Consider the following 22,283-nt stretch of genomic DNA (forward strand, 5'->3'; position numbering starts at 1 on the left):
TTATATTCGAACATTAGAAGTTAACCTAAAACATAAAGTAGCGTGATGAATAAACAAAAATCGTCTCAAGGCATTCCCCTCGCCTTATATGCATTAATGGCCGGTGCGTTTGGCATAGGCACCACAGAGTTTGTGATTATGGGTTTGTTGCCCGAAGTCAGCCGCGACTTACAGGTCACTATTCCCATGGCAGGGCTCTTAATCAGTGGCTATGCCTTGGGTGTCGCCGTTGGCGCGCCGATTATGTCTATATTAATGGCCAAGTTTTCGCGCAAAAAGTCTTTGCTGTGGTTGATGGGTATATTTACGCTGGGCAACCTGATCTGCGCCATCGCGCCGGATTACACCACGCTGATGATCGCGAGAGTGGTGACTTCATTTGCGCATGGGACGTTTTTTGGCATAGGCGCAGTGGTGGCCACCAGCCTGGTGCCTAAAGACAAGCGCGCACTGGCGATTGCATTAATGTTTACCGGCCTCACAGTGGCCAATGTGATTGGCGTGCCTGCGGGCACCTGGTTGGGCCAATTGTTGGGTTGGCGATCAACCTTTTGGGCAGTGACCATGATAGGCCCGTTGGCGTTGGCAGCCATCTACTTTCTGGTGCCTAGTGACCATCATGCAGAAAAAGTGGCGGTTAAGTCTGAGATCAATGCCTTGTTGCAACCGCAGGTGATTGCCGGGTTACTGCTGACCATTATTGCGGATACCGGCTTGTTCGCTATCCTGACCTATGTCGCGCCGATTTTGACTGATGTGGCCCATTTTTCACCCGCCGCCATCTCGCCGGTATTTTTATTATTTGGCGTAGGCATGGTGATTGGCAACATCATTGGCGCCAAGCTTGCAGATATCAACCTCGATAAAACACTGATAGGTGCGTTGATGTTCATCATCGCCACTTTGGCCTCGTTCTCGCTGTTTTCGCATAACCAGATTGCAGTCGTCAGCCTGGTTGGCTTACTCGGCATTGCGGGCTTTGCGATGGTGCCGTCACTACAGATAAAAATCCTCGAAAAAGCCAGTGGTGCCCCTACCCTGGCCTCTGCCATGAACATCGGCGCCTTCAATGTGGGTAATGCCGCAGGCGCCTGGGTCGGTGGGCTGGTGATTTCCTCAGGATTAGGGCTCACCTCGATAGGCTGGATTGCCGCCTGCATTGTATTTGTCGGACTCGTATTGGCGGTGGTCGAACTACGACTGGTTTCAAGCCGCCCTCATTCAACACCTGCGTAAATACGCTTTAACTATAAAAGGACCATCATGGCTGACTTATTTTCAAGCTACCAATTAAAAGATGTCACTCTCAGAAACCGCATTGCGATTCCGCCCATGTGCCAATATATGGCCGAAGATGGCGTGGTAAATGACTGGCATTTGGCGCATTACACCACCCTCGCCCGTGGTGGCAGCGGTTTGGTGATTGTAGAAGCCACTGGCGTTGCGCCAGAAGGCCGCATTACCCCGGGCTGCCTGGGCATATGGAATGATGCACAAGCTGAAAAGCTGCGTGAAATTGCGGCAGCCATCAAAGCCGCTGGTGCAGTGCCCGGCATCCAGATTGCGCATGCAGGCCGCAAAGCCAGCGCCAACAAACCTTGGGAGGGCGATGACCATATCGCAGAGAACGACCCACGCGCCTGGCAAACCATTGCGCCTTCGGCGATTGCGTTTGGTGGTGACTTACCACGCGTGCCAACAGAAATGACCATTGCAGATATTCAACGCGTAAAAAATGATTTTGCGGCCGCGGCCAAACGCACACTGGATGCAGGCTTTGAGTGGCTGGAAATCCACTTTGCGCATGGCTACCTCGGGCAAAGTTTTACCTCGGCACATTCTAATCACCGCACCGATAGTTACGGTGGCAGTTTTGAAAATCGCTCACGTTTCACCATTGAAACCGTGGAAGCCATCCGCGAAGTGTGGCCCGAAAACCTGCCACTCACGGCACGATTCGGTGTGATTGAATACGATGGCAACGATGAACAAACCTTGAGTGAATCAATTCAACTGGTGAAAGCCTGGAAACAACGCGGCCTGGATATGCTGAGTGTGAGTGTCGGCTTCACTATTCCCGAGACCAATATCCCCTGGGGACCTGCATTTTTGGCACCGATTGCCCAACGTGTGCGCAATGAAGCAGGCATTCCCGTCTCATCCGCATGGGGTTTTGGTGCGCCGTCATTGGCTGATAACGCGATTCGCCAAGAACATCTGGACCTGGCGATGATTGGGCGTGCGCATCTGGAAAACCCGCACTGGCCATATTTTGCCGCCAAAGCGTTGAATAAGGAAAATCCAGCCTGGGTATTACCAGCACCTTATGCGCACTGGCTGGCAAGATATAGAAGCCCGACCGCGGACTAAGCTTAACGTTAGCCGCACAAAAAAATAAACCTGCCATTTGGCAGGTTTATTTTAAATCGCAGTATCAGGTAGTTAAAGGCTTCTGTCTAAAACTCAGTCCCCTGACACCGACGGAATCTTATGAATACTTAAATCCGCGCCGTCAAATTCTGATTCGGCATCCAGCCTTAAGCCAACTACTTTTTTAATCAGGCCATAGACGATAGCTCCGCCAACCAGCGCGACCACGACACCTAGCAGTGTGCCGATTAATTGGCTGATCAAACTCACGCCGCCCATGCCACCCAGTGCCGAGCAGCCAAAAATACCGGCGGCTATCCCACCCCAGGCGCCGCATAAACCGTGCAACGGCCACACACCGAGTACATCATCAATTTTCAAACGGCTTTGGGTCACCGTAAACGCCCATACGAACAGGGTGCCTGCGACCGCGCCGGTGACTAATGCGCCCAGCGGGTGCATGACATCTGAGCCCGCACACACAGCCACTAGCCCCGCCAAGGGGCCATTGTGTACAAAACCGGGGTCGTTTTTACCCAGCACCAGTGCGGCCAGCGTGCCACCTACCAATGCCATTAGCGAGTTAACAGCCACCAGGCCAGTAATATTTTGAATCGACTGCGCAGACATGACATTAAAGCCAAACCAGCCGACGGTGAGTATCCAGGCGCCCAACGCAAGAAAAGGAATATTAGACGGTGGATAAGCGTGCAAGCGGCCATCTTTGGTGTAGCGGCCAGTGCGCGCACCAAGCAAAATGACAGCGGCCAGTGCGATCCAGCCGCCCATGGCATGCACGACAACAGAACCGGCAAAATCATGAAAGCCAGCGCCAAAACTGGCTTTTAACCAGCCCTGAAAACCAAAATGGTTGTTCCAGGCGATGCCTTCAAAAAACGGGTAAACAAAACCGACAATCAGAAAAGTCGCGGCCATTTGCGGATTAAATTTGGCACGCTCGGCAATGCCGCCGGACACAATCGCCGGAATAGCGGCGGCAAAGGTGAGTAAGAAAAAGAATTTAACCAGGTCGTAGCCATTTTTGGCGGCCAACACGTCGGCACCACTGAAAAAATTGATGCCATAGGCAATGCTGTAACCAATGAAAAAATAGGCGATGGTAGACACAGAAAAGTCCACCATGATTTTAACCAGGGCGTTGACCTGATTTTTTTGACGCACGGTGCCGACTTCTAAAAAGGCAAACCCGGCATGCATGGCCAGCACCATAATGGCCCCTAGCAACACAAACAAGACGTCATTCGCTGACACTAATGCTTCCATTTCGCTCTCCGACTAATAGTAGTAAAAGTTGGCGTTTTGCCTGACAGGCACGCCTTATATTGAATACGCACTATTAAAATGCGCATCAATTTAATGCGCATGGCTAAAGCAAATATCAGACCATTTATATGTGATTGATTTTAAAGGCGCTTACTTGAGGGCGCAGACAAAAATGCACCAAAATTGAACCACCTAAAGTGCATTGCACAATTTTAGTGCAAAATTACATAATTTCTGGCGGTTGCAATTGTTTGAGCATTTCAGCAGCATCGGGATGTGCGGCCCAAAAATAGTAGAACTCGCGCACGGCGTTTAAAAACAGGTGGCGGGTATTTTTGAGGTTAAATAGCGGCAACGTAGCATCAGCAGTGATACGAAAAGCATTTTTTTCTGTCATCGGTGCTTCACGCAAACGCAGTAGCATCAGTTTTGCCATGCGTGTACGCAGCTCAATATCCATCTCTTGCTTGTGCTCCATGGATTTAAGCGCTTTAACATAGCCATTGAGCGCCCATAGCTCTGAGGTCTCAAATTTTTCAGACTGCAAGGCAGGCCACACTGACTGCAGATCAATCACAGCCGGTTGCCAACCGATAGGATGCAACTCAAAACCAACCGTATCCGCATATTGCATGACGGCTTTGACATCGCCGCGCCAAAACGGATAAAACTCGCGGATAATAGTGAGCAACTCTGGCCAGCGCTGTGCTGGTTTATCGGCCAGGCAATCATCCACGGCCACGCGGTAGGCGGTGCTGGTACACTCCTGATGCGCAAGCAAAGGGCTTAACTCTGCCAACAAGGCATCGCGCTGCGCCATAATGGCGTCATCCGCGCCCTTGCCATGCAATAAATTATAATAAGCTTGAATAGCGTCTGCTTCGCGACTTGAACTCATGACAGGCTGCACTGATATAGGAATATGAACTTGAAACATCATACACTGAAACATATGATCGCTTTACTGGAGAACAACAATGGCTGAATGGGCTTTATTGGCCATTTTAATTGCTGGCGCATGGTTTTGGATGGACTCTGTGGCCAAACGCGAAACGGCGCTAAAAATTGGGCGCCAACTGGCAGAGCGTTGCCACCTGCAATTTTTAGATGAAACCGTGGCCTGCTCGCGCGTGGGCTTTGCCAGAGATGGCAATGGCCGCATGCAAGTGCAGCGCACCTATACTTTTGACGTTTCCAGCCAGGGTATAGAACGCATGGCCTGCCATTTACAACTGCGCGGCGCACAACTGGTGGCCTGGCATATTCCGCCCTACGCGGCGCAATAGTGTTTAATTAGCGCGTTTGATCGCACCAATAATGGTCGTTGGCCGCTTTGCTCCCTCCCCCACCGGGCCACTGCATTTTGGCTCACTGGTGGCCGCCGTCGCCAGTTATTGCGACGCCAAAAGTCAAGGTGGTCTGTGGTGGTTACGCATTGAAGATGTAGACCAAACCAGGCGCGTGGCAGGCGTCAGTGCAAACATCATCCAGACCTTACAACGCTATGGCTTCACCTGGGACGGCGAGATTGTTTACCAAAGCCAGCGTGATCAATACTACGAAGCGGCGCTAGCCCAATTACGCCAACTTGGCCTGGCTTACGCATGCACCTGCTCGCGCAAAGAGATCGCCGACTCCAGCACGCTGCATGGCATAGAAGGTGTCATTTACCCGGGCACTTGCCTGCAACACCCAACCAAGCCAGACACGCCTGCCGCCTGGCGCATTAAAACAGACCGCTCCCCCATTGGCTTTGCAGACCCTATTCAAGGCCATCAACAAAATAATATGGCTACAGACATTGGTGACTTTGTGATTAAACGTGCCGATGGGCTGTTCAGCTATCAATTGGCGGTGGTGGTAGATGACGCCTTACAGGGCGTGACGCATGTGGTGCGTGGTGCAGATTTGCTTAACTCGACCACGCGGCAAATCTACCTGCAACAATTACTGGGCTACCCAACGCCCGCCTATGCCCACATTCCGCTCGTGTTGAATGCAGACGGTCAAAAACTAAGTAAGCAAACGCTGGCGACGGCATTGCCAGACGATAATATCGTCGCCACACTCATCGCAGCCCTCGTTTTTTTGCAACAACCATTACCAGATAATGCCCTGTCATTGCCACTGGCACACTTGTGGCAATGGGCATTCGCCCACTGGCAACTACCGAAAATTACCAGTGATTAACAATTAGGGCGTCATCCAAATGGTAAAATGGTGGCATGAACCAAGTACACAACCAAGACCAATTACACCCGTTTATTTTTGAGCAGTCTGCCGTCCGTGGCAACTGTGTCCAACTACACCAAAGCCTGTCGACTGCACTTGAGCACCAGACATTGCCGCCTGCCCTGAAAAAAGCCATCGGCGAGTTCACTGCGGCCAGTGTGCTGCTCACCGCCACCCTCAAAATGCAGGGCAAGCTGATTTTGCAATTGCAAAGCCAGGGCGCACTGCAATTACTGGTGGTGGAATGCACCTCAGCGCTTAACATTCGCGCCACCGCCAAAGTCAATGGCGAGCTGTCTGGTGACAGCCTCACTGAGTGGCTCAAACAAGGACAGTTGGTGATTACCTTAATGCCAGAAGAAGGCGAACCCTATCAGGGCATTGTGCCGCTAGAAGGTGACAGCATTGCCAGCATGCTAGAAAACTATATGCTACGCTCGCAGCAAATTGATACGCGTTTATGGCTATCGTCAGATGGTGAGCGCGCCTCAGGCTTGCTGCTACAAAAGCTGCCGCAACAACAAGAAAGCGACCTGGATTGCTGGAACCGCGTGCAGTATCTGGCGGGCACGGTTACCCAGCAAGAATTGTTAACCCTGGACACAGTCACCCTGTTACAACGCCTGTTTGTAGAAGAAGACGTGCGATTGTTTAATGGTCGCCCGGTACAGGCATTTTGCAGCTGCTCACAAACCAGCATCACCAATATGCTGCAAATGCTGGGCATGGCCGAAGTACGCAGCATTGTTGAAGAGCAAGGTAGTGTGCAAATTCAATGTGACTTTTGCAACAAACACTACGTGGTAGACGAGCAGGAAGCCCTCGCCTTATTTGACGAAGATGATGACCACGAGGTCACTCACTAATACGGTAACTCAACGCGACAAGCGTTGGCGCTGACACTCAAACAGCGCCACCGCTGTGGCTGCCGCCGCATTGAGTGACTCCAATGCCAACGTTCTCTGATGTGCCATCGGAATCGTAATGCAAGTGCCCACAGCCGCTTGCAGCGCAGCAGAAATACCCGCCCCCTCGTTCCCCACCGCAAACAGCACCGGCTCAGCTAACGCCTGCTGATACAAACTATCGCCGTGCATGGTTAGCGCCAGCGTATGACCCGCAAAACTGCCAACCACCTCGATGGCATCGACCCCTTCAACCACTGGCAGCACAAATTGCGCCCCCTGCCCGCCACGTAAGGCCTTGGGTGACCAGGCATCGGTACACCCCTGCGTCAGGTAGGCCACTTGCACCCCCGCCGCTGCGGCTGTTCGCAGCATACTGCCTAAGTTGCCGGGGTCCTGAATATCCTCAATCAATAAGGCAAAGTCGGCGTGTTCTGGTAAGGCTGGCTCAGGAATATCCACCAATGCCATCACACCACTACTAGAAGCTACCGGCGCCAGCTCAGCAAACATTAAGGTCGGCAGCAGCATGGTATCCACATCAGACAATTGTTGAATCAACCCAGTTGCCTCAACCGTGCTATGCCCTTCAGGGATAATCAGCAACCGTGGCTCAGCATAAGTCTGATAATAAGCCTCGATTAAATGCACGCCTTCGAGCAAGGTCGACGCTGTTTTTCTGCGCTCACGCGACTGATCAACCAGTTTGCGTAGTTGTTTAAAGACGGGATTATCGCGGGAAGTTATGTGTTTAAAGGCCATGGTCGGATTATACGTGAATTGATTGAGTGACTGATTTGGGATTGGGAAGAAAGATTATTCTTTTGATTTTTAAGGAGCGTCTTGGAATCACTCTGCTATAGACATAAATCCTGGCAAAGTGAATGTTGCTAGTAGTTGTATTTATTTATCACATTTCCTTTCGCCTTGTTGGCGAGTTACTTTTTTTGCTTGCCCCAAAAAAGTAACCAAAAAGAGGGCACCCAGCCATCACGGCCTGCGGCTCCCTTGCGTTGCTCAACAAAGTGGGCGTCCGTTAACGGACGAAAGTCCTTGGTCGAGCAACGCAGGAATCAAGCGGAAGCTGGGGTGCACTTTCTTTTGGTTACTTGTTCTTTGGGCAAGCAAAGAAAAGTAACTCGCTGAAAAAGCGAAAAGCAATCTCTCAAACGACCACAAAACACGCAAAACCATCCGCGTGGGCATCAATGCCCACCCTAGGTAAGAATAACGAAAACAGCTTACAAATATCAAAGTCAAAAAATGAAAGAATGACTTTCTCGCACATCAAAAAACCAGTGACGCTAAAGCACCGATCCAATTCACGTATAATCCCATCATGGCAAAAACACTAGATTTAGAACGTATCCTGCAACGCCAGGGCTTTGGCACACGCAAAATGTGCCGTATTTTAATTGTTCACGGAGAGGTCACCGTTAACGGCGCAACATGTGACGACCCTGATGCCAAGTTTGCGCTGGACGACACGCTGCATTTCACCGTCAATGGCGAGGCTTGGCAATATCGTGAGCACAGTTACTTGCTCATGCACAAACCTGCGCATTATGAATGCACGCACAAAACCCAGTTTCACCCGACCATTTACACGCTGCTGCCTGAACCTTTGGTTGAACGCGGCGTGCAATGTATAGGCCGTTTAGACGAAGATACGACTGGCTTGATTCTGTTGTCGGATGATGGTCAATTTATCCATAAAGTCAGCTCACCCAAACACCATGTGCCTAAAGTGTATGAAGTGACGTGCAAACACGCCTTGAGCGAGGCCGATCTTGAGCACTTGTTGTCTGGCGTGAAGCTGATTGACGAAGAGCAAACCATTGCAGCACTGGCGGTCACGCGTATTTCTGCAACGGTGATCCACATGACCCTGGCTGAAGGGAAATACCATCAGGTCAAGCGCATGATTGCGGCGATTGGCAACCGGGTTGAGGCACTTAAGCGTATCAAAATCGGGCAATTGACACTGTCCGATACCCTGGCGGCGGGCGAGTGGCGCTGGATGTCTGCCGAGGATTTAATCGCTGTGCAGTCTTAGTGCGCTTTCGCATTCTGGCTTAATCATATACAACTTTAAGGACTTCCATGACTTGGCTCATACTGGTAATTGCAGGCTTGTTTGAAACGGCCTGGGCGATTGGCCTCAAATATACCGAAGGATTCACGCGCTTTTGGCCCTCGTTCTGGACCATTTTGGCGATGATTATCAGCGTCTGGTTACTGGGCCTGTGCGTCAAATCCTTACCCGTAGGCACCGCGTATGCGGTTTGGGTAGGCATAGGCGCAGTGGGCACTGTGATTGGTGGCATATGGCTCTTTAACGAGCCAGTATCGGCCTTGCGCATTGTGAGCCTGGGCTTGATTATGGCGGGCATTATCGGCTTAAAACTCGCATCGACACATGCATAGGCCAAGCCTCACGCTTACCTAAAACTCACTGGCAAAAACAGTTGTATTTTTTTGTATGAACAACAAAAAACGCGGTATGATCGTTATCACATCCCACTCAAAGGATCGCGCATTTTGCAAACACCGGCCATTCCTGCAAATGAAATAGAGCGCTTGCATGTGTTACGCGCACTCGCCATTCTCGACACCAAAGCAGAGGAACGCTTTGACCGTTTAACCAGAATTGCGACGCGTATGTTTAACGTGCCAATTGCCTTGGTGAGCCTGGTAGACACTAATCGGCAATGGTTCAAATCCTGCATCGGCCTGCCGGCATTAGAAACCTCCAGGGATATTTCATTTTGTGGCCATGCGATTTTAGGCAATGATACTTTTGTCATTAATGATGCGTCCAAAGACCCCAGGTTTCTCGATAATCCGCTCGTCACAGAGGCCCCACACATCCGTTTTTATGCGGGTCGGCCTATCCGCACCACACATGGTTTTAAAGTCGGCACGCTATGCCTGATTGACTCGCAACCACGCGACTTTCCGGCCAGAGATGTGGAAGATCTCGATGACCTGGCGACCATGGTAGAGAGTGAACTGGCAGCGATTGAACTCGCCACCATGGATGAACTCACCGATTTAAGCAATCGGCGCGGTTTTATCATGCTCACTGAGAAATACCTGCATTATTTTAGTCGCCACCAGGTGTATGCATCGCTGGTATTTTTAGACCTGAATAACTTTAAAATCATCAACGACACTTATGGCCACGATGAGGGAGACCGCGCCTTGCAAACGTTTGGCAAAGCGCTCAAACACGTCGGCCGCAGTTCGGATATTTTTGCCCGGCTGGGTGGGGATGAGTTTGTCATTTTGCTGGCCTGTACGCGCCAGAACGAAGCACACATTTTTACGCAACGACTGCACAATCATCTGGATATGATCAGGCAGCAACAACGCCAGCCTTATCAGATTGCGTTTGCACAAGGCATAGTCGAGTTTGACCCAAAACAGCCTAAATCGGTAGAACAACTGCTGCTTGAAGGCGATTCGCTGATGTATCAACTAAAAAAATCCACCGCAGCCCTAAACAGCAAATAGCCCGCAATATAAGCGGGCTTGGGGAAAACTGACGACTAAAACTGTCTTTTTGCTCAACGCAAACCGATGTTAATCGTGATCACGATGACCACGGCCATGATGGTGGCCGTGTCTTTTGCCTTTTTTACCACGATAGCTGCGTTGATATGGATCCGGCTCATCAATCACCTTACCCACGACCGCACCGCCGGCACCGCCAACACCGGCACCCACGACCGCACCCGTCGTGGTGCCGCTCACTTTACGGCCAACCATGGCACCTGTAGCACCGCCGGCTGCACCACCCAAAATCGCACCAGTGCGGCCAGAACGACCTGTAGTCGCCGCGCCACCTAAGCCACCGCCGACAGCGCCGCCAATCACTTCACCGGTGCTGCCACCGAGTACGCTACCCACAGCCGTGCCAGCGGCGGCGCCAACACCGCCACCCAACCCTGTTTCCAGGTTATCTGCCATCACTTGTGTTGACAGCAATGCCAACACGCCCCATACCTTGCATAGTGTTAAAAACTTCATTACTTTCCCTTAGTTTGAATAAACCGCTTATGTAAATGTGCGGCTTGCTTGAATGTTACCTTGATTGAATTTATGTTATTTTAAACTGTCTTGTCAGACATGATTTATTTCATCCGCCAATTATTTTATATTTAGCCCATGCCCGTGATCCGTTTATCTGCCTTGCTTTACCCATTGCTTGCACTCATGCTGAGTGCCTGCTCAGAACCTTTGCCAGCGCAAGCTGAGCAGGCCGTCGTGCGCCGTTTTGACCCTAGCCAATATGTGGGCACCTGGTATGAAATCGCCAGGCTGGACAACCGCTTTGAAAAAGGGCTTGAACAAGTCACGGCCAACTACAGCCTAGAGGCAGACGGCACGCTCAAAGTGGTCAACCGTGGCTTTAGCCCTGACAAAAATGACTGGAGTGAAGCCATAGGCAAGGCCAAGTTTGTAGACCCGCCTAACGCTGACGGCAGCCGTACTGGCCGCCTCAAAGTGTCTTTTTTCGGGCCATTTTATGGCGACTACACCCTGCTCGACATTGACCAGCCATATTACAACTATGCACTGGTGAGTAGCGGTCGCGATTACCTATGGATATTGTCACGCACACCGCAGCTGACTTACCCGATTAAACAACACTTAATGGCCAAAGCCAAAGAGTTAGGGTTTGCTACTGACCAACTATTATTCATCCGCCAGTCCAACCAGGTTGAGTACGAATCCGGTCGACATGTGATGCCCCAGCATCACTAACTCTTGCTGTGTTAAGCCGCGGGAGAGTTGCCCCTCCCGCTCTGTTCATTGTGTATTCGCCGGTTGTTCAGTGTCTGTCGGCGTACTGTCCATCACTGGATCCAACCCTGCAGGCACGGGTGCGGGCACTGCCTCACCAGCGCTATAACGCAGTGCGCCTAATACAGCGTAAACGCCATCCGCTTGCTTGGCCAGTTGCGTCACAGTTTCAACGTCCTGCTTAGACGCCACTTCACCACTCAACTGCACCACGCCTTGCGCATCAGCATCAATCTGAATGCTTGAAGCATCGACACCGTGCGTTTGCAAATTATTTTTCACATTATCAACCACTGTGTCGCTGGGTAAAAAGCGATACATGGCATCCCCTTTTGCCAACACATCAGCCGCCAATACATGCGCGCTGCCACCAGCCAATAATGCGACCAAAGTCGTTGTCGCCAGATAATGATTCATCTTATTCATGATGTTTCCTTTCTGTTGCATAAGCCTATTAAATAGGCCTGTTAAAGTAAGGAGGCGAGTTGTTCAAGTTGTACAGAGGATGAATCAGCCAACACATGAAGAACAACCCGCCGCAAGAAAAAAGCAAGCTACGCACTTGGGAGAGAATTTGTAGCTTGCGAGGGGGTGTTTATTAGCCTTTAACCACAATGGCGTTTTTCACAGATTTGACGCCTTCTACACTCGCCACCAACTGCTCAGCCTTGGTTTTAAGCGCAGCTTCGCTCACAAAACCACTAATCAGCACTTCGCCTTTATGTGTTTCGACACTGATTTTAAGTGACTTCAACGACTCTTCTTCTAGCAAGCGGGCTTTGACTTTAGTGGTAATCCAGCTATCCGACATTGCGCCTTTAATCGCTTTTTGGCCAGTTTGTGTTTTAAGCTCTGCATATTCGTCATAGCTCAAACTACCGTCTTTGTCGTGGTCAAACGCTTTAAAATCTTGCTGTTTAACGCCTTTGTCTGTTTGTAGCTCAGACCAGGTCAGTGAATTATTGGCATTTTTGTCCAGGGAATTAAACTCTTCCAGATAAGGTTTTTCACCGTTCTGGACTTCCTGCAGATCGAATGCAAAAGCATTTAATGTAATCGTGGTCGCCAACAGGCCGCCAAAGATTGTTGCTTGTGTGTATTTTGACATTAACATGAGCGTCTCCTTTTTCACGCGTTACACAAAACAGTTCTGCTGTCTTGTGTAGCCATATTAATGAGGCACGTGCGTCGGGTCAGTCGTCCAACGACTGAAAGTCATGTCAGAATAAGACTACATGGCGGCTAGAACCGCCTTTAGAGGGTGGCAGAATCCGTTTTGAGATAAGGCAATAGCACGCGCGTGCTGGCGCCTTGTTGTGGTGCGCTGGAGAGTTCATAATGGCCGCCGATAGACTCCACACGGTTACACATACCGCTGATGCCATGGGTGCTATTGGTCAGTTTTTCTGGGTCAAAGCCAATACCGTTATCGACAATTTCTAGTTTGATATGCTGCTCGTCATGCATCAAATGCACAGACACCGCCGTCGCCTGGGCGTATTTGCTGCAATTGTTCAGGCTTTCTTGCACCAAGCGGTAAACAATCAGGCTCACCGTTTCGTTAATCGCCATTTCCTGCTCGGGCATAATGATGTCCATCTGCCACTGGTTGCGCACCTTGGCTTCGTCAATCAGGTTTTGCAATGACGCAATCAGGCCAAAACTCTTGATCATGGCCGGATGCAGATTTTGCACAATCTCACGTTTAAAATTAATACTGCGATCCAGGTACTGATTGGTCTTTTTGAGTTTTTCAGTGACCTGCGGCAATTGATCTTTCAAATGTTTAATCGCCCAGGAGATATCCATCTTAATCGCCGTCAGTAAAGAGCCCAGTTCGTCATGCAACTCGCGGGATAACTGATAACGCTCATGCTCAATATTGGTTTGCGCCTGCAAGGCCTGGCCCTGCACCGTGGTGGTCAGGCGCTGGATATTGCGCTCATACTCGGCGTTCTCGTCCGTCAGGCGCACATATAAATTCGCTTTCTCGGCCAGCTCGCGTAACAAGCGCCGAATCACCAGCACCACCAACGAGACAAAAATAAGCGGGCAAGCCATCACAAACCAGCGCATCAGTTTACGTGTGGTGTCGCGCGTATCGGCCACCTCATCACGATAATCCAGCACCAGCTTTTCAAACCGGCGCGACAACACTTCAATATTACGGCTTTCCTTAATCCCTGAATCCAGCCTCACCACCGCCAACGCTTTATCAAACTGTCGTTTTTTGGCGAAATCAATCGTCACGCTCATTTCGGCCGACTTTTTAATAATACTGTTTACCAACTCATTCATGGTGGTTTGTATCACCGGATGCCGCACCAGATTAGTGTGGTTGAGCAGTCGGTTGATATTTTGCAACTGCTGGCCCATTTGTTTGGTGGCATCGTCATAAGGCCGAAAGTAGTTTTCTGAACGCGTCAGCAGGTAGCCGCGCTGTGCACTCTCGGCAATGGCCAGGTTAGATTGGGTTTTCCAGGTTTCTAGCAGCAACTGGTCTAGCATGGCCAACACATCGGTTTTTTCACGCGTGGTGACAATAAAACGATCATTCACCACCAGCATGGCTGCCGCCAGCATCAGGCTCACCGTAAGCAAGGCCACCGTGTTACCGCCAAAGGTATCACTGATCTTTTCCAGTCGGTCAAGCAGGGCGATAAGGTGGGTTCTAACTTTTTGCATGGCGGTCAAATGAAAAGATTGAAAAATCAGGCAATCCGGCGTAACGTTTTTTACATGTATTGTTCACAATATATCAAACGCATCATAGCGGTGTTGCGGGTTAACAGCAACGTAAAGATGGGCTGACCAATCAATTAACATTTGTCAGAGAATTCTGACCTGACTATCGGTGGCTGGCCGATAGGAGAATCACCGGCCTGTTGCGTACTATGGACACATGTTGAAAACACTTTTAGTTTAATCAACTGTCCAATCAGGACGCACATGTTTTCATTGATATGTAACCACGATTTAAAAAGGAGTTTCAAAATGTTTAATTTTTCAAAAGACAATGTTGAGAACACGACTGATCGTTTGGCAAAAAAATCCGATCAGGCCATCGAACAAATCGCTGCACAGGTGAAGTCGACCGCCAATGAATTACTGGATGCGGTGAATGACACGGCAGACAATACGCAAGACAAGGCAAAAGAACTGATTCAAACCTTGAAAAGCAACCTTGACCGCTTAACCAGCGAAGAAAGTGCCGCAGCCATAGCCTCTGACCTGAGCTCAAAAGCGGGCCGCGTTAAAGAGCAAGTGCAACGTGAAGTCAGCGACACTTATCACTCTATTAAAGACAAAACGGCTGATACTGTGCAGGAGCATCCATTGGGCACTGTGCTGGTAGCCGCTGGTGTCGGTTTGCTGATAGGATACCTGTTAGGCACCAAACGTCGTGAATAAGTAAGGAAAGTTATGTGGGTAAACCTCTTGAAATTTGTCGCTGTTTTGTTTTTAAATCGCAAAGTGAGCGCATTGAAAGGTAGTTTCTTCAACTTGCGTCATCACGTGGCTGATTACACAGAAGATCGTGCTCAACTGTTAAAACAGGACTTTTTAGAGGAAACTGAACGTCTGGCTACCAGCATGGTAGGCATGCTGGTGGTGTTTAGTATGTTCATTTTTACCGGGTTATTGGGACTGATGTGGTTGTTTTCGCTGTTGTGGCAACATCCGCATCGCTCCCTGATTCTCGGCCTGGCGATGCTGGTGCCGACGTTGATTGGCGTGATTGCTTTTATTGTGGTGCGCGCCACCTGGCAAAAAAAACCATTGTTTGCTGACTCGCTAGGCATGATCAGCCAAGACTGGCGACTGTTTAGAAAAGAAATGGCACCCACGGAGCAAACTGATGTTGCAACTGCGCCGGATAAAGATGGCGCCAACCCTGCAACCTGATTTAATAACCCTGACTAACACGTTTAAGAGAACCGCATGAAAAGAATTCTTTTGGTAGATGATCACAGTATTGTACGTGATGGTTTACGTAACCTGATTGAACTGGAAACTGATCTGCAAGTGACTGGTGAAGCCTCGTCAGGGGCAGAAGCGATCCAACTGGTGCGTAAGCATGAATATGATGCCATGGTGCTGGATATTTCCATGCCAGACAAAAACGGTGTCGATACCTTGCATGAATTAAAACATGTGTCGCCCGACTTGCCCGTGCTGGTGTTGAGCGGTTATGCTGAGGATCAATATGCATTGAATTTAATGCGTAACGGTTGCAAAGGCTATTTATCCAAAAACGCCGACTCGGATGAAATTATTTTGGCGATACGCACCGTGGCCGCCGGCAAGCGTTATATTTCAGCCGAACTGGCAGAATTGATGACGAATGAACTCAGCCACCCCTCAGAAAAACAGTTGCATGAAACCTTGTCTGACCGTGAGTTTCAGGTATTCGTCAAACTGGCGACCGGCCAAACGCCGACTGCCATCGCAGACGAATTGTTTATTAGCATTAAAACGGTGAGCACTTATCGCAGCCGGATTTTAGAAAAAATGGCCATGAAATCGAATGCTGACTTGACCTACTATGCCATTAAATACGGTTTGCTTAATTAAGCCGATGCGATTGAGTATAGGCATGAATACAACCGTCAAGCAGCCTGTTTTAACCCCCTATTTGACATTAGTCACTGGTTAAACCGTCATGTATAGATTATTGTTAGTTGAAGATTCCGCACTGATCCGTGATGTCATCGTTGAGATGCTGCACGATTGTGAACAACTGGATGTCAAGGACATTGCCACCACCAGTGACGAAGCCATTGATTTGCTCAATGCACGCCAATACGACATGATTGTGCTGGATATTGAGTTAGCCAAAGGCACTGGCTTTGATGTGGTACGCCACACCCGTCAGCAGGGCTACCCGTTTAAAGTGCCGGACATTGTCATGCTCACCAACCATGGCAATAGCTATTACCGCAACCTGGCGCACAACATGGGTGTAGAGTATTTTTTCGATAAATCCTTGCAGTTTGACGAGTGCATGGACGTGATTCAGCAACACGCCAGCCATCTTTCCTAAGCACGCTTTGTTAGGCATCGTGCTTAACACTGTGATGGTGCACACCATGCCCACAACAATTTGCACGCACCGCCTCCTCTCACTTCTGGGGCATATTGATCCCCGCCAATTGTTTAATCGTTTTTACCAACACTGGGCATTACTGCTCCTGTGTTTAGCCAGTGTATGGCTGCCGGGCTGCGCCTCTATCCCCGACTCAAAACAGGCGCTCGACGAGATCGCTGCACAAACCCAACCAATTAGCGTGGTCACGGCCAAACAATCGTTAGCGCCCGGCAAAGTCGATCAAGCGTTAAAGAAATTGTCGCCTGACGAACGCATACGTGCATCATTGGCTGAGCACTTACGTGTAGAACAGGCGATTGCCGGGAGTAGCCTGTATGCCGATAACAAAGTGACTTTATTGTTTAACGGCGAGCTGACATTTGGCAGCATGCGCCAGGCCTTACAAAAGGCACAACAACATATTCATCTGGAGTATTTTACCTTTGAGGATGTTGACTTGGGCGGTATCACGCTGCAGGCACTGCTATTAGAAAAACTGTCGCAAGGTGTCCGCGTGCATATCATCTATGATGCGATCGGCTCAGCCGATACGCCGCTGGCGCTGTTCGATACCTTGAAAAAAGCCGGGGCCAAAATCACAGTGTTTCACCCGGTGCAAGCCAGTACGCTCACGCGCATCAATCAGCGAGACCATCGCAAGATCCTGGTTGTCGATGGCAGGCTAGCCATTGTAGGCGGTGTCAATTTAAGCAAAACCTACCAAAGCAAAGGCTCGCTACGGTTTTTTAGCAAACAAAAAATGCCTGACCTGAACCAGGCTGACTGGCGAGATACCGATGTCATGATCACAGGGCCGGTGGTGGCGAATATCCAGCAGGCGTTTCTCGACCACTGGGATACAGAGCAGCCATTGGACACCGTTAGCTTTTTTCCAGCCCTGTCTAAACAGGGTGGACAATTTGTGCGTGTGATCACCACCCCGGCCAGCAAACGCAAAAATACCGACTCGCCGTATTACCTGACACTGATCGCCGCAATACAAAATGCCGAGCATCACATTATTTTAAATTCTGCTTATTTCGTGCCAACCAGCGCACAGGAAGAGGCGCTGGTTAACGCAGCAAAGCGTGGCGTCAAAGTGTCGCTGCTGGTGCCCAGCATCAGCGACTCCACCTTGTCGATGAACGTACAACACTCACATTACAGCCACTTGCTTAAATATGGTGTAGACATTTACGAAATGCAGGACCAGGTGTTGCACGCCAAAATGGTGTCAATTGATGGTGTATGGTCAGTGATTGGCAGCTCCAATCTCGACTATCGTAGTGCAGGTATCAATGCCGAAATTGATGTGGTGATGTTAGGTAATGAAACTGCCAGTTTGCTCGAAAGCCGCTTTGAGCAAGATTTAAAAAATGCGCAAAAAATTGAGCTAAAACAATGGCAGCAGCGCCCGCTATGGCAAAAGATTAAACAGCAGTCATCGCGTATTTTTGAGAGTATCCTGTAACGGCATGGTCAAGGATGCCTGCATGGATAAGGACCGTTAAATTGATAGACAAAGACACGTGGGAATTACTCAGTTATGTGGTGACGGTGGTCGGCTTGCCGCTGGCGATTGTGACGTTTATGCTTGAGCAACGCAAAGAGCGTGAAAACGAAGACGAAGAAGTCTACCAATTGCTGGCAGACAACTACACCGACTTTTTAAAACTGGTGATGGCTAACCCTGACCTGCAATTGCGCTCGCACAGCGAACCGCTCACCATGTCTGCCGAGCAGGAAGAGCGCAAACTTGTATTGTTTGAGATATTGATTTCACTGTTTGAACGTGCTTATTTGCTGGCTTACGACCCGGATATGCGCGGAAAACGTTTACGGCGCTGGATGTCATGGGAAGACTATATGCGTGAATGGTGCATCCGTGAAGATTTTCGCCAACACCTGCCCAGGCTGTTAGTGGGCGAAGATGCTGATTTTGTCGCGCACATCACGCGTATCGCACAAGAAGTCACGCCCCACCGCCACTAAGCTCAGTCACTTAGGCCACGGTGGGCTCAAACCAAACAATTACTTTTTAAGCGGCGTGAGCTTAAACCCGGCTTGTTTAAACGCCTGTAACAGCCCACTTTGCCCAGCCAAATGCGCAGCACCAACTGCAATAAACACCTGACGCTGCCTGGCCTGATCAATACTGCGCGCGGCCATCAGCACATTGCGTTCATCCAGTAACTTTACCCGCATGCGCTGCCACAACGCAGCAGGCAAAATACCGCGCGTCATGGCATCATCCATATTGGCCACCTGCTCCGCATCCCCGGCCAGATAAGCTTTGATCAGTTTTTCAAAATCATGCTCTTTTTGTTTTTGGCTACGCTTGAGCACCGCACGCAACATTAATAGCTGCTCGTCCAGCGTCATGCTGTCCATCACGCCAAAATGCTCCTGCGGGCTTTCCAGTCCAAGCACTTGCTTGTCCAGCTCTTCTGCTTTGGCCTTGAGTAAAAAGTCTTGCGCGAACGGCGTTTGCGGTTTGGGTAGGTCGAATATCACGGCCAGCAGCCACGGCTTCATTTTAAGCACCCGGTCCATCGGCATCACATGCGTATCGGCCAAACTGGCAACTTTATCCAGCTCGGCGTCTGATAAATACTGCTTCAAACTGCCTTGCGGCAACTGCAGCAATGGCGCTGGCGGTGCCTCTGCCACTTCGAGCATAAATGTATCCACTTGTTTGAGTGCTTGTAGCACCGCAGGAGAAAAATCAGTAACGCGGTTATCGTCAGTGTGCATGGTGCCAAACAAATAACTCACCTGCCCGCTGGGCGAATCCAGCTGCCAAAACAGGCTTTTTTCAGCCGCTTTTAACGGCTGACTCAGCCATACACATACCGCAGCTAATACCCATAATCCTCGCATCGCATTCCTCATCTGTTCACTGTTTCATCCATTGGACGCAGCCCTACACTGATTGACCCACATCGGCCGCAAGCAGCGGCCAGCGCATATCCTCTCATAAATATCTGACGCCTGCCATTTTGACCGGCCTTTTGTGCCGCGCGCCAAACAAACCAGGGTTGTCACAAAAATGATACAGCGCTACCATATGTTAAATAATATCAACAAGATACCCAGGGAGATTGCCATGCACCCGACCGACCAGCCGCTTGAAACAGACCCGCATAAAACGCATTGTTTTGAAGCAGTGCTGGATGCGGAGATTCGTGGCATGTCGCATTTGCGCAAAGAAATGCATCGCGAAAACCTGATTGGGCTGGCGTTCTCTGGCGGCGGCATCCGCAGCGCCACGCTTAACCTCGGCATTCTGCAAGGCTTGGCAAAAAAAGGCCTGCTCAATCAATTTGACTATCTTTCAACCGTCTCTGGCGGCGGTTACATTGGCGCCTGGTTTTCCAGCCTGGTTAAACATAGCAACCATGTCAATACTGTGCAGGCTGAGTTGGTGCTATCAACCCAGCCGCAAGGCAGTGCGTCGCGCCAACTCACAGCCACCGAAAAAGCCATTCTCTGGTTACGCAGTTACAGCAACTACCTGACGCCAAAAACCGGCTTATTCACCGGCGACACCCTGGCTGCACTGGCACAATGGATGGCAAACACCCTGCTTAACCAGGTGTTGCTGCTCTGTGTATTGATTACATTGATGATGTCGGTCATTTTTTTCAGCCACTCCGACATTTATGGCAGCTTGTTGCCAAGCTTTACATTCAACAGCGAACTACTGCTGCACATGTTTGAAAATGCGTGGCGCACAACACGCGGCAAAAGCGGCATCGTGCTGGCACTGCTCAGCCTGGCCACTTCCTTTTACTTTAGCCGCCAGCCCTGCCTGCGCGCATCACACGCCATCTACCCTATCATGGCCTTTCTTGCTGGCGTCGCTGGCATCATGCTCTTGTTCTGGATGGTTCCGCTACACAACTGGCAACAGCTATTCATCACCCATCAGACAGCGAATCAGGGCAGTCCCATCACGCCTAATTACGGCATAGGACTCGGTGTGCCTGTGGTTTCACTGTTGATTTCGGCCGGGCTGGTGGCACTCATGGGGCTGGGTGGGCGCGACATTGAGGTAAGCACCCGTGAGTGGTGGCATCGCATTGGTGGCATTAACCTTGGTTTTTGCGTCATTTGGCTAGCACTGTTCAGTTGCGCGCTCTATATTCCCTACCTCATTCATCACTTGCTGGACTGTCTGGGCAACACGGGAAAAAGCCTGGCCGGGCTCAGCTCGTGGCTACTGGCTTTTTTGACCGCCAGACTGGGCAAAAGCCGGGCCACGGCGACAGAGCCGCCAAGCAGCCTCAAAGGCAAATTCACCTATTTGCTCCCCTATATGGTGGTGGCACTGATCTTACTGGTATCCGGCTACCTGAGCTTCAGCCTGTATATTTCACCCTACCGCCATCTTTGGTTTGCAAGTGCTCTGTTCATCGTGGTGCTAGGCAGTTGGCGTATTGATATTAACGTTTTTTCATTGCACAACTTTTATCGTAACCGCCTGACGCGCTGCTATTTGGGCGCAACCAATAACAACCGCAAACCAAACAGCTTCACCGGGTTTGATAACAATGATGATGTCGCCATGTCTGCATTGCGCGGACAACGACCAACACACATCGTCAATACGGCGGTTAATATTAGCGATGGATCGCAACTGGCCTGGCAGCAGCGTAAAGCGGCCTCTTTTATGTTTAGCCCCTATTATTGTGGCTTTAAACTGCCAGACAACGAAGTCTGGTATGACACCCACCATTACACTGGCGAAGGCGGGCCAGAATTAGGCAGCCTGATTTCAACCAGCGGTGCAGCGGCCAGCCCCAATATGGGCTATCACACCAACCCGGTCATGGGCTTTATTATGACTATTTTTAATGCACGGCTTGGTCGCTGGTTTGGCAACCCGCTACATGAAAATTACTTTAACAGCCTATTAATGCGCATGCAGTGCAAGCTGCGGTTGCGTAATCCGCCGCAGCGGCAATCACCGTTCTGGAACCTGTTTTACCTGATTAAAGAGCTGATCACCAACACCGGCTCTACCTCTGGCTACCTGTATTTATCTGATGGCGGACATTTTGAAAACCTGGGCATTTATGAACTGGTACGCCGCCGCTGCAAACTGATCGTGGCGGTGGATGCTGGTGCTGATGGTTGCTATGAATTTGAAGACTTAGGCAATGCTATTCGTAAATGCAAGGTCGACTTTGGTATCACCATCAAACTCGACATTAATCACTTGCTGCCGGTTAACGATTGCAAATATGGCCTGTTTAAATGCGGCACACGTCACTTTGCCATTGGCAGTATTGATTACCTGGGCGATGGCAACCCGGCGCATATGGGTTATCTGGTTTATATTAAAAGTTCATTGACTGGCGATGAGCCTAGCGACCTGATCAACTTCAAACTGCAAGAACCGAGTTTTCCGCACCATAGCACGGTAGACCAGTTTTTTAGCGAATCACAGTTTGAAAGCTATCGCCGACTAGGCGAGCATATTGCGCAAAACCTCAAGCTGCCTGCCAATCATACGGATAAAATAGTAGCCGAACAGATACAAGCCCTATTACCAGGCCTGCTGGAGAGTACGACTTAAGTCATCACTGACA

At 50.1% G+C, this 22,283-nt stretch carries 24 protein-coding genes; 16 read left to right on the forward strand and 8 right to left on the reverse strand.

All coding sequences use genetic code 11. The features are described 5' to 3' along the window. Positions 1-45: 45 nt before the first annotated feature. Positions 46-1,236, forward strand: a complete 1,191-nt coding sequence (locus METH5_RS0101540) for an MFS transporter (RefSeq protein WP_036307462.1) — start codon at positions 46-48, stop codon at positions 1,234-1,236. A 27-nt stretch (positions 1,237-1,263) separates the two neighbouring features. Continuing rightward, a complete protein-coding gene (locus METH5_RS0101545) occupies positions 1,264-2,370 on the forward strand; it encodes an NADH:flavin oxidoreductase/NADH oxidase (RefSeq protein WP_029146842.1) in 1,107 nt (368 codons plus the stop codon). A 93-nt stretch (positions 2,371-2,463) separates the two neighbouring features. On the opposite strand, the gene METH5_RS0101550 is transcribed toward METH5_RS0101545, so the two are convergent. Both METH5_RS0101550 and METH5_RS0101555 read right to left on the reverse strand, forming a co-directional pair. Further along, positions 2,464-3,654, reverse strand: a complete 1,191-nt coding sequence (locus tag METH5_RS0101550) for an ammonium transporter (RefSeq protein ID WP_029146843.1) — start codon at positions 3,652-3,654, stop codon at positions 2,464-2,466. A 223-nt stretch (positions 3,655-3,877) separates the two neighbouring features. Next, complete coding sequence (locus METH5_RS0101555; RefSeq protein WP_232410895.1) at positions 3,878-4,552, reverse strand: hypothetical protein; 675 nt, start codon at positions 4,550-4,552, stop codon at positions 3,878-3,880. A 79-nt stretch (positions 4,553-4,631) separates the two neighbouring features. Here METH5_RS0101555 and METH5_RS0101560 point away from each other — a divergent pair, with 79 nt between their 5' ends. The 3 genes from METH5_RS0101560 to hslO are packed head-to-tail and all read left to right on the forward strand — an operon-like array spanning position 4,632 to position 6,752. Beyond that, positions 4,632-4,940 carry a DUF3301 domain-containing protein gene (locus METH5_RS0101560; protein WP_029146845.1) on the forward strand — a complete coding sequence of 103 codons (309 nt, stop codon included), beginning with the start codon at positions 4,632-4,634 and terminating at the stop codon, positions 4,938-4,940. A 31-nt stretch (positions 4,941-4,971) separates the two neighbouring features. After that, the gene (gene gluQRS / locus METH5_RS0101565; protein ID WP_029146846.1) at positions 4,972-5,844 is read left to right on the forward strand and encodes a tRNA glutamyl-Q(34) synthetase GluQRS; all 873 of its coding nucleotides are present in this window, start codon (positions 4,972-4,974) and stop codon (positions 5,842-5,844) included. A 35-nt stretch (positions 5,845-5,879) separates the two neighbouring features. Beyond that, positions 5,880-6,752 (forward strand): Hsp33 family molecular chaperone HslO, encoded by an 873-nt coding sequence (hslO, locus tag METH5_RS0101570; protein ID WP_029146847.1) that lies wholly within the window; start codon positions 5,880-5,882, stop codon positions 6,750-6,752. Positions 6,753-6,761: 9 nt separating this feature from the next. Here hslO and METH5_RS0101575 read toward each other — a convergent pair whose 3' ends face one another. Continuing rightward, positions 6,762-7,553, reverse strand: a complete 792-nt coding sequence (locus METH5_RS0101575; protein WP_029146848.1) for an RNA methyltransferase — start codon at positions 7,551-7,553, stop codon at positions 6,762-6,764. A 577-nt stretch (positions 7,554-8,130) separates the two neighbouring features. Between METH5_RS0101575 and METH5_RS0101580 the strand changes: the two genes are divergently transcribed. From METH5_RS0101580 to METH5_RS0101590, 3 genes are all read left to right on the forward strand, one after another. Further along, entirely contained in the window at positions 8,131-8,847 is a 717-nt protein-coding gene (locus METH5_RS0101580) for a pseudouridine synthase (protein WP_029146849.1), read from the forward strand. Positions 8,848-8,894: 47 nt separating this feature from the next. Next, a complete protein-coding gene (sugE, locus tag METH5_RS0101585; RefSeq protein ID WP_029146850.1) occupies positions 8,895-9,218 on the forward strand; it encodes a quaternary ammonium compound efflux SMR transporter SugE in 324 nt (107 codons plus the stop codon). Positions 9,219-9,332: 114 nt separating this feature from the next. Then, positions 9,333-10,307, forward strand: a complete 975-nt coding sequence (locus METH5_RS0101590; protein ID WP_029146851.1) for a diguanylate cyclase — start codon at positions 9,333-9,335, stop codon at positions 10,305-10,307. A gap of 69 nt (positions 10,308-10,376) precedes the next feature. Here METH5_RS0101590 and METH5_RS0101595 read toward each other — a convergent pair whose 3' ends face one another. Further along, positions 10,377-10,823 (reverse strand): glycine zipper domain-containing protein, encoded by a 447-nt coding sequence (locus METH5_RS0101595; protein WP_029146852.1) that lies wholly within the window; start codon positions 10,821-10,823, stop codon positions 10,377-10,379. Between the two features lie 138 nt (positions 10,824-10,961). Here METH5_RS0101595 and METH5_RS0101600 point away from each other — a divergent pair, with 138 nt between their 5' ends. Next, positions 10,962-11,561, forward strand: coding sequence for a lipocalin family protein (locus METH5_RS0101600; RefSeq protein WP_029146853.1), 600 nt, complete (start codon positions 10,962-10,964; stop codon positions 11,559-11,561). Between the two features lie 45 nt (positions 11,562-11,606). On the opposite strand, the gene METH5_RS14690 is transcribed toward METH5_RS0101600, so the two are convergent. The 3 genes from METH5_RS14690 to METH5_RS0101615 form a co-directional block, all read right to left on the reverse strand. After that, complete coding sequence (locus tag METH5_RS14690; protein ID WP_051412808.1) at positions 11,607-12,026, reverse strand: BON domain-containing protein; 420 nt, start codon at positions 12,024-12,026, stop codon at positions 11,607-11,609. A 172-nt stretch (positions 12,027-12,198) separates the two neighbouring features. Next, on the reverse strand, positions 12,199-12,714 hold the full coding sequence (locus METH5_RS0101610; RefSeq protein WP_029146854.1) for a BON domain-containing protein: 516 nt from the start codon (positions 12,712-12,714) through the stop codon (positions 12,199-12,201). 140 nt (positions 12,715-12,854) lie between these two features. Further along, positions 12,855-14,285, reverse strand: a complete 1,431-nt coding sequence (locus tag METH5_RS0101615) for a CHASE3 domain-containing protein (protein WP_029146855.1) — start codon at positions 14,283-14,285, stop codon at positions 12,855-12,857. Between the two features lie 309 nt (positions 14,286-14,594). On the opposite strand from METH5_RS0101615, the gene METH5_RS0101620 reads away from it, so the two are divergent. From METH5_RS0101620 to METH5_RS0101645, 6 genes are all read left to right on the forward strand, one after another. After that, on the forward strand, positions 14,595-15,011 hold the full coding sequence (locus METH5_RS0101620; RefSeq protein ID WP_029146856.1) for a YqjD family protein: 417 nt from the start codon (positions 14,595-14,597) through the stop codon (positions 15,009-15,011). A gap of 12 nt (positions 15,012-15,023) precedes the next feature. Beyond that, a complete protein-coding gene (locus METH5_RS0101625) occupies positions 15,024-15,506 on the forward strand; it encodes a phage holin family protein (protein WP_029146857.1) in 483 nt (160 codons plus the stop codon). 36 nt (positions 15,507-15,542) lie between these two features. Further along, the gene (locus METH5_RS0101630; RefSeq protein WP_029146858.1) at positions 15,543-16,175 is read left to right on the forward strand and encodes a response regulator transcription factor; all 633 of its coding nucleotides are present in this window, start codon (positions 15,543-15,545) and stop codon (positions 16,173-16,175) included. Positions 16,176-16,263: 88 nt separating this feature from the next. Then, positions 16,264-16,644 carry a response regulator gene (locus METH5_RS0101635; RefSeq protein ID WP_029146859.1) on the forward strand — a complete coding sequence of 127 codons (381 nt, stop codon included), beginning with the start codon at positions 16,264-16,266 and terminating at the stop codon, positions 16,642-16,644. Positions 16,645-16,690: 46 nt separating this feature from the next. Then, the gene (locus tag METH5_RS0101640; RefSeq protein ID WP_088177795.1) at positions 16,691-18,160 is read left to right on the forward strand and encodes a phosphatidylserine/phosphatidylglycerophosphate/cardiolipin synthase family protein; all 1,470 of its coding nucleotides are present in this window, start codon (positions 16,691-16,693) and stop codon (positions 18,158-18,160) included. Positions 18,161-18,201: 41 nt separating this feature from the next. After that, positions 18,202-18,681 carry a hypothetical protein gene (locus tag METH5_RS0101645; protein WP_029146861.1) on the forward strand — a complete coding sequence of 160 codons (480 nt, stop codon included), beginning with the start codon at positions 18,202-18,204 and terminating at the stop codon, positions 18,679-18,681. Between the two features lie 39 nt (positions 18,682-18,720). Here METH5_RS0101645 and METH5_RS0101650 read toward each other — a convergent pair whose 3' ends face one another. Further along, on the reverse strand, positions 18,721-19,581 hold the full coding sequence (locus tag METH5_RS0101650) for a TraB/GumN family protein (protein WP_036307469.1): 861 nt from the start codon (positions 19,579-19,581) through the stop codon (positions 18,721-18,723). Between the two features lie 175 nt (positions 19,582-19,756). On the opposite strand from METH5_RS0101650, the gene METH5_RS0101655 reads away from it, so the two are divergent. Beyond that, on the forward strand, positions 19,757-22,270 hold the full coding sequence (locus METH5_RS0101655) for a patatin-like phospholipase family protein (RefSeq protein WP_232410896.1): 2,514 nt from the start codon (positions 19,757-19,759) through the stop codon (positions 22,268-22,270). Positions 22,271-22,283 lie beyond the last annotated feature (13 nt).

It is taken from the genome of Methylophilus sp. 5 (assembly GCF_000515275.1).
Taxonomy (GTDB): Bacteria; Pseudomonadota; Gammaproteobacteria; order Burkholderiales; family Methylophilaceae; genus Methylophilus.

Coding starts and splice junctions, on each gene's coding strand:
- METH5_RS0101655 (WP_232410896.1), top strand. CDS start 19,757: ATGTTAAATAATATCAACAAGATACCCAGGGAGATTGCCATGCACCCG.
- METH5_RS14690 (WP_051412808.1), bottom strand. CDS start 12,026: ATGAATAAGATGAATCATTATCTGGCGACAACGACTTTGGTCGCATTA.
- METH5_RS0101635 (WP_029146859.1), top strand. CDS start 16,264: ATGTATAGATTATTGTTAGTTGAAGATTCCGCACTGATCCGTGATGTC.
- METH5_RS0101555 (WP_232410895.1), bottom strand. CDS start 4,552: ATGAGTTCAAGTCGCGAAGCAGACGCTATTCAAGCTTATTATAATTTA.
- METH5_RS0101640 (WP_088177795.1), top strand. CDS start 16,691: ATGCCCACAACAATTTGCACGCACCGCCTCCTCTCACTTCTGGGGCAT.
- METH5_RS0101550 (WP_029146843.1), bottom strand. CDS start 3,654: ATGGAAGCATTAGTGTCAGCGAATGACGTCTTGTTTGTGTTGCTAGGG.
- METH5_RS0101575 (WP_029146848.1), bottom strand. CDS start 7,553: ATGGCCTTTAAACACATAACTTCCCGCGATAATCCCGTCTTTAAACAA.
- METH5_RS0101610 (WP_029146854.1), bottom strand. CDS start 12,714: ATGTTAATGTCAAAATACACACAAGCAACAATCTTTGGCGGCCTGTTG.
- hslO (WP_029146847.1), top strand. CDS start 5,880: ATGAACCAAGTACACAACCAAGACCAATTACACCCGTTTATTTTTGAG.
- METH5_RS0101560 (WP_029146845.1), top strand. CDS start 4,632: ATGGCTGAATGGGCTTTATTGGCCATTTTAATTGCTGGCGCATGGTTT.
- METH5_RS0101620 (WP_029146856.1), top strand. CDS start 14,595: ATGTTTAATTTTTCAAAAGACAATGTTGAGAACACGACTGATCGTTTG.
- METH5_RS0101625 (WP_029146857.1), top strand. CDS start 15,024: ATGTGGGTAAACCTCTTGAAATTTGTCGCTGTTTTGTTTTTAAATCGC.
- sugE (WP_029146850.1), top strand. CDS start 8,895: ATGACTTGGCTCATACTGGTAATTGCAGGCTTGTTTGAAACGGCCTGG.
- METH5_RS0101650 (WP_036307469.1), bottom strand. CDS start 19,581: ATGAGGAATGCGATGCGAGGATTATGGGTATTAGCTGCGGTATGTGTA.
- METH5_RS0101540 (WP_036307462.1), top strand. CDS start 46: ATGAATAAACAAAAATCGTCTCAAGGCATTCCCCTCGCCTTATATGCA.
- METH5_RS0101595 (WP_029146852.1), bottom strand. CDS start 10,823: ATGAAGTTTTTAACACTATGCAAGGTATGGGGCGTGTTGGCATTGCTG.
- METH5_RS0101630 (WP_029146858.1), top strand. CDS start 15,543: ATGAAAAGAATTCTTTTGGTAGATGATCACAGTATTGTACGTGATGGT.
- gluQRS (WP_029146846.1), top strand. CDS start 4,972: ATGGTCGTTGGCCGCTTTGCTCCCTCCCCCACCGGGCCACTGCATTTT.
- METH5_RS0101600 (WP_029146853.1), top strand. CDS start 10,962: ATGCCCGTGATCCGTTTATCTGCCTTGCTTTACCCATTGCTTGCACTC.
- METH5_RS0101580 (WP_029146849.1), top strand. CDS start 8,131: ATGGCAAAAACACTAGATTTAGAACGTATCCTGCAACGCCAGGGCTTT.
- METH5_RS0101615 (WP_029146855.1), bottom strand. CDS start 14,285: ATGCAAAAAGTTAGAACCCACCTTATCGCCCTGCTTGACCGACTGGAA.
- METH5_RS0101545 (WP_029146842.1), top strand. CDS start 1,264: ATGGCTGACTTATTTTCAAGCTACCAATTAAAAGATGTCACTCTCAGA.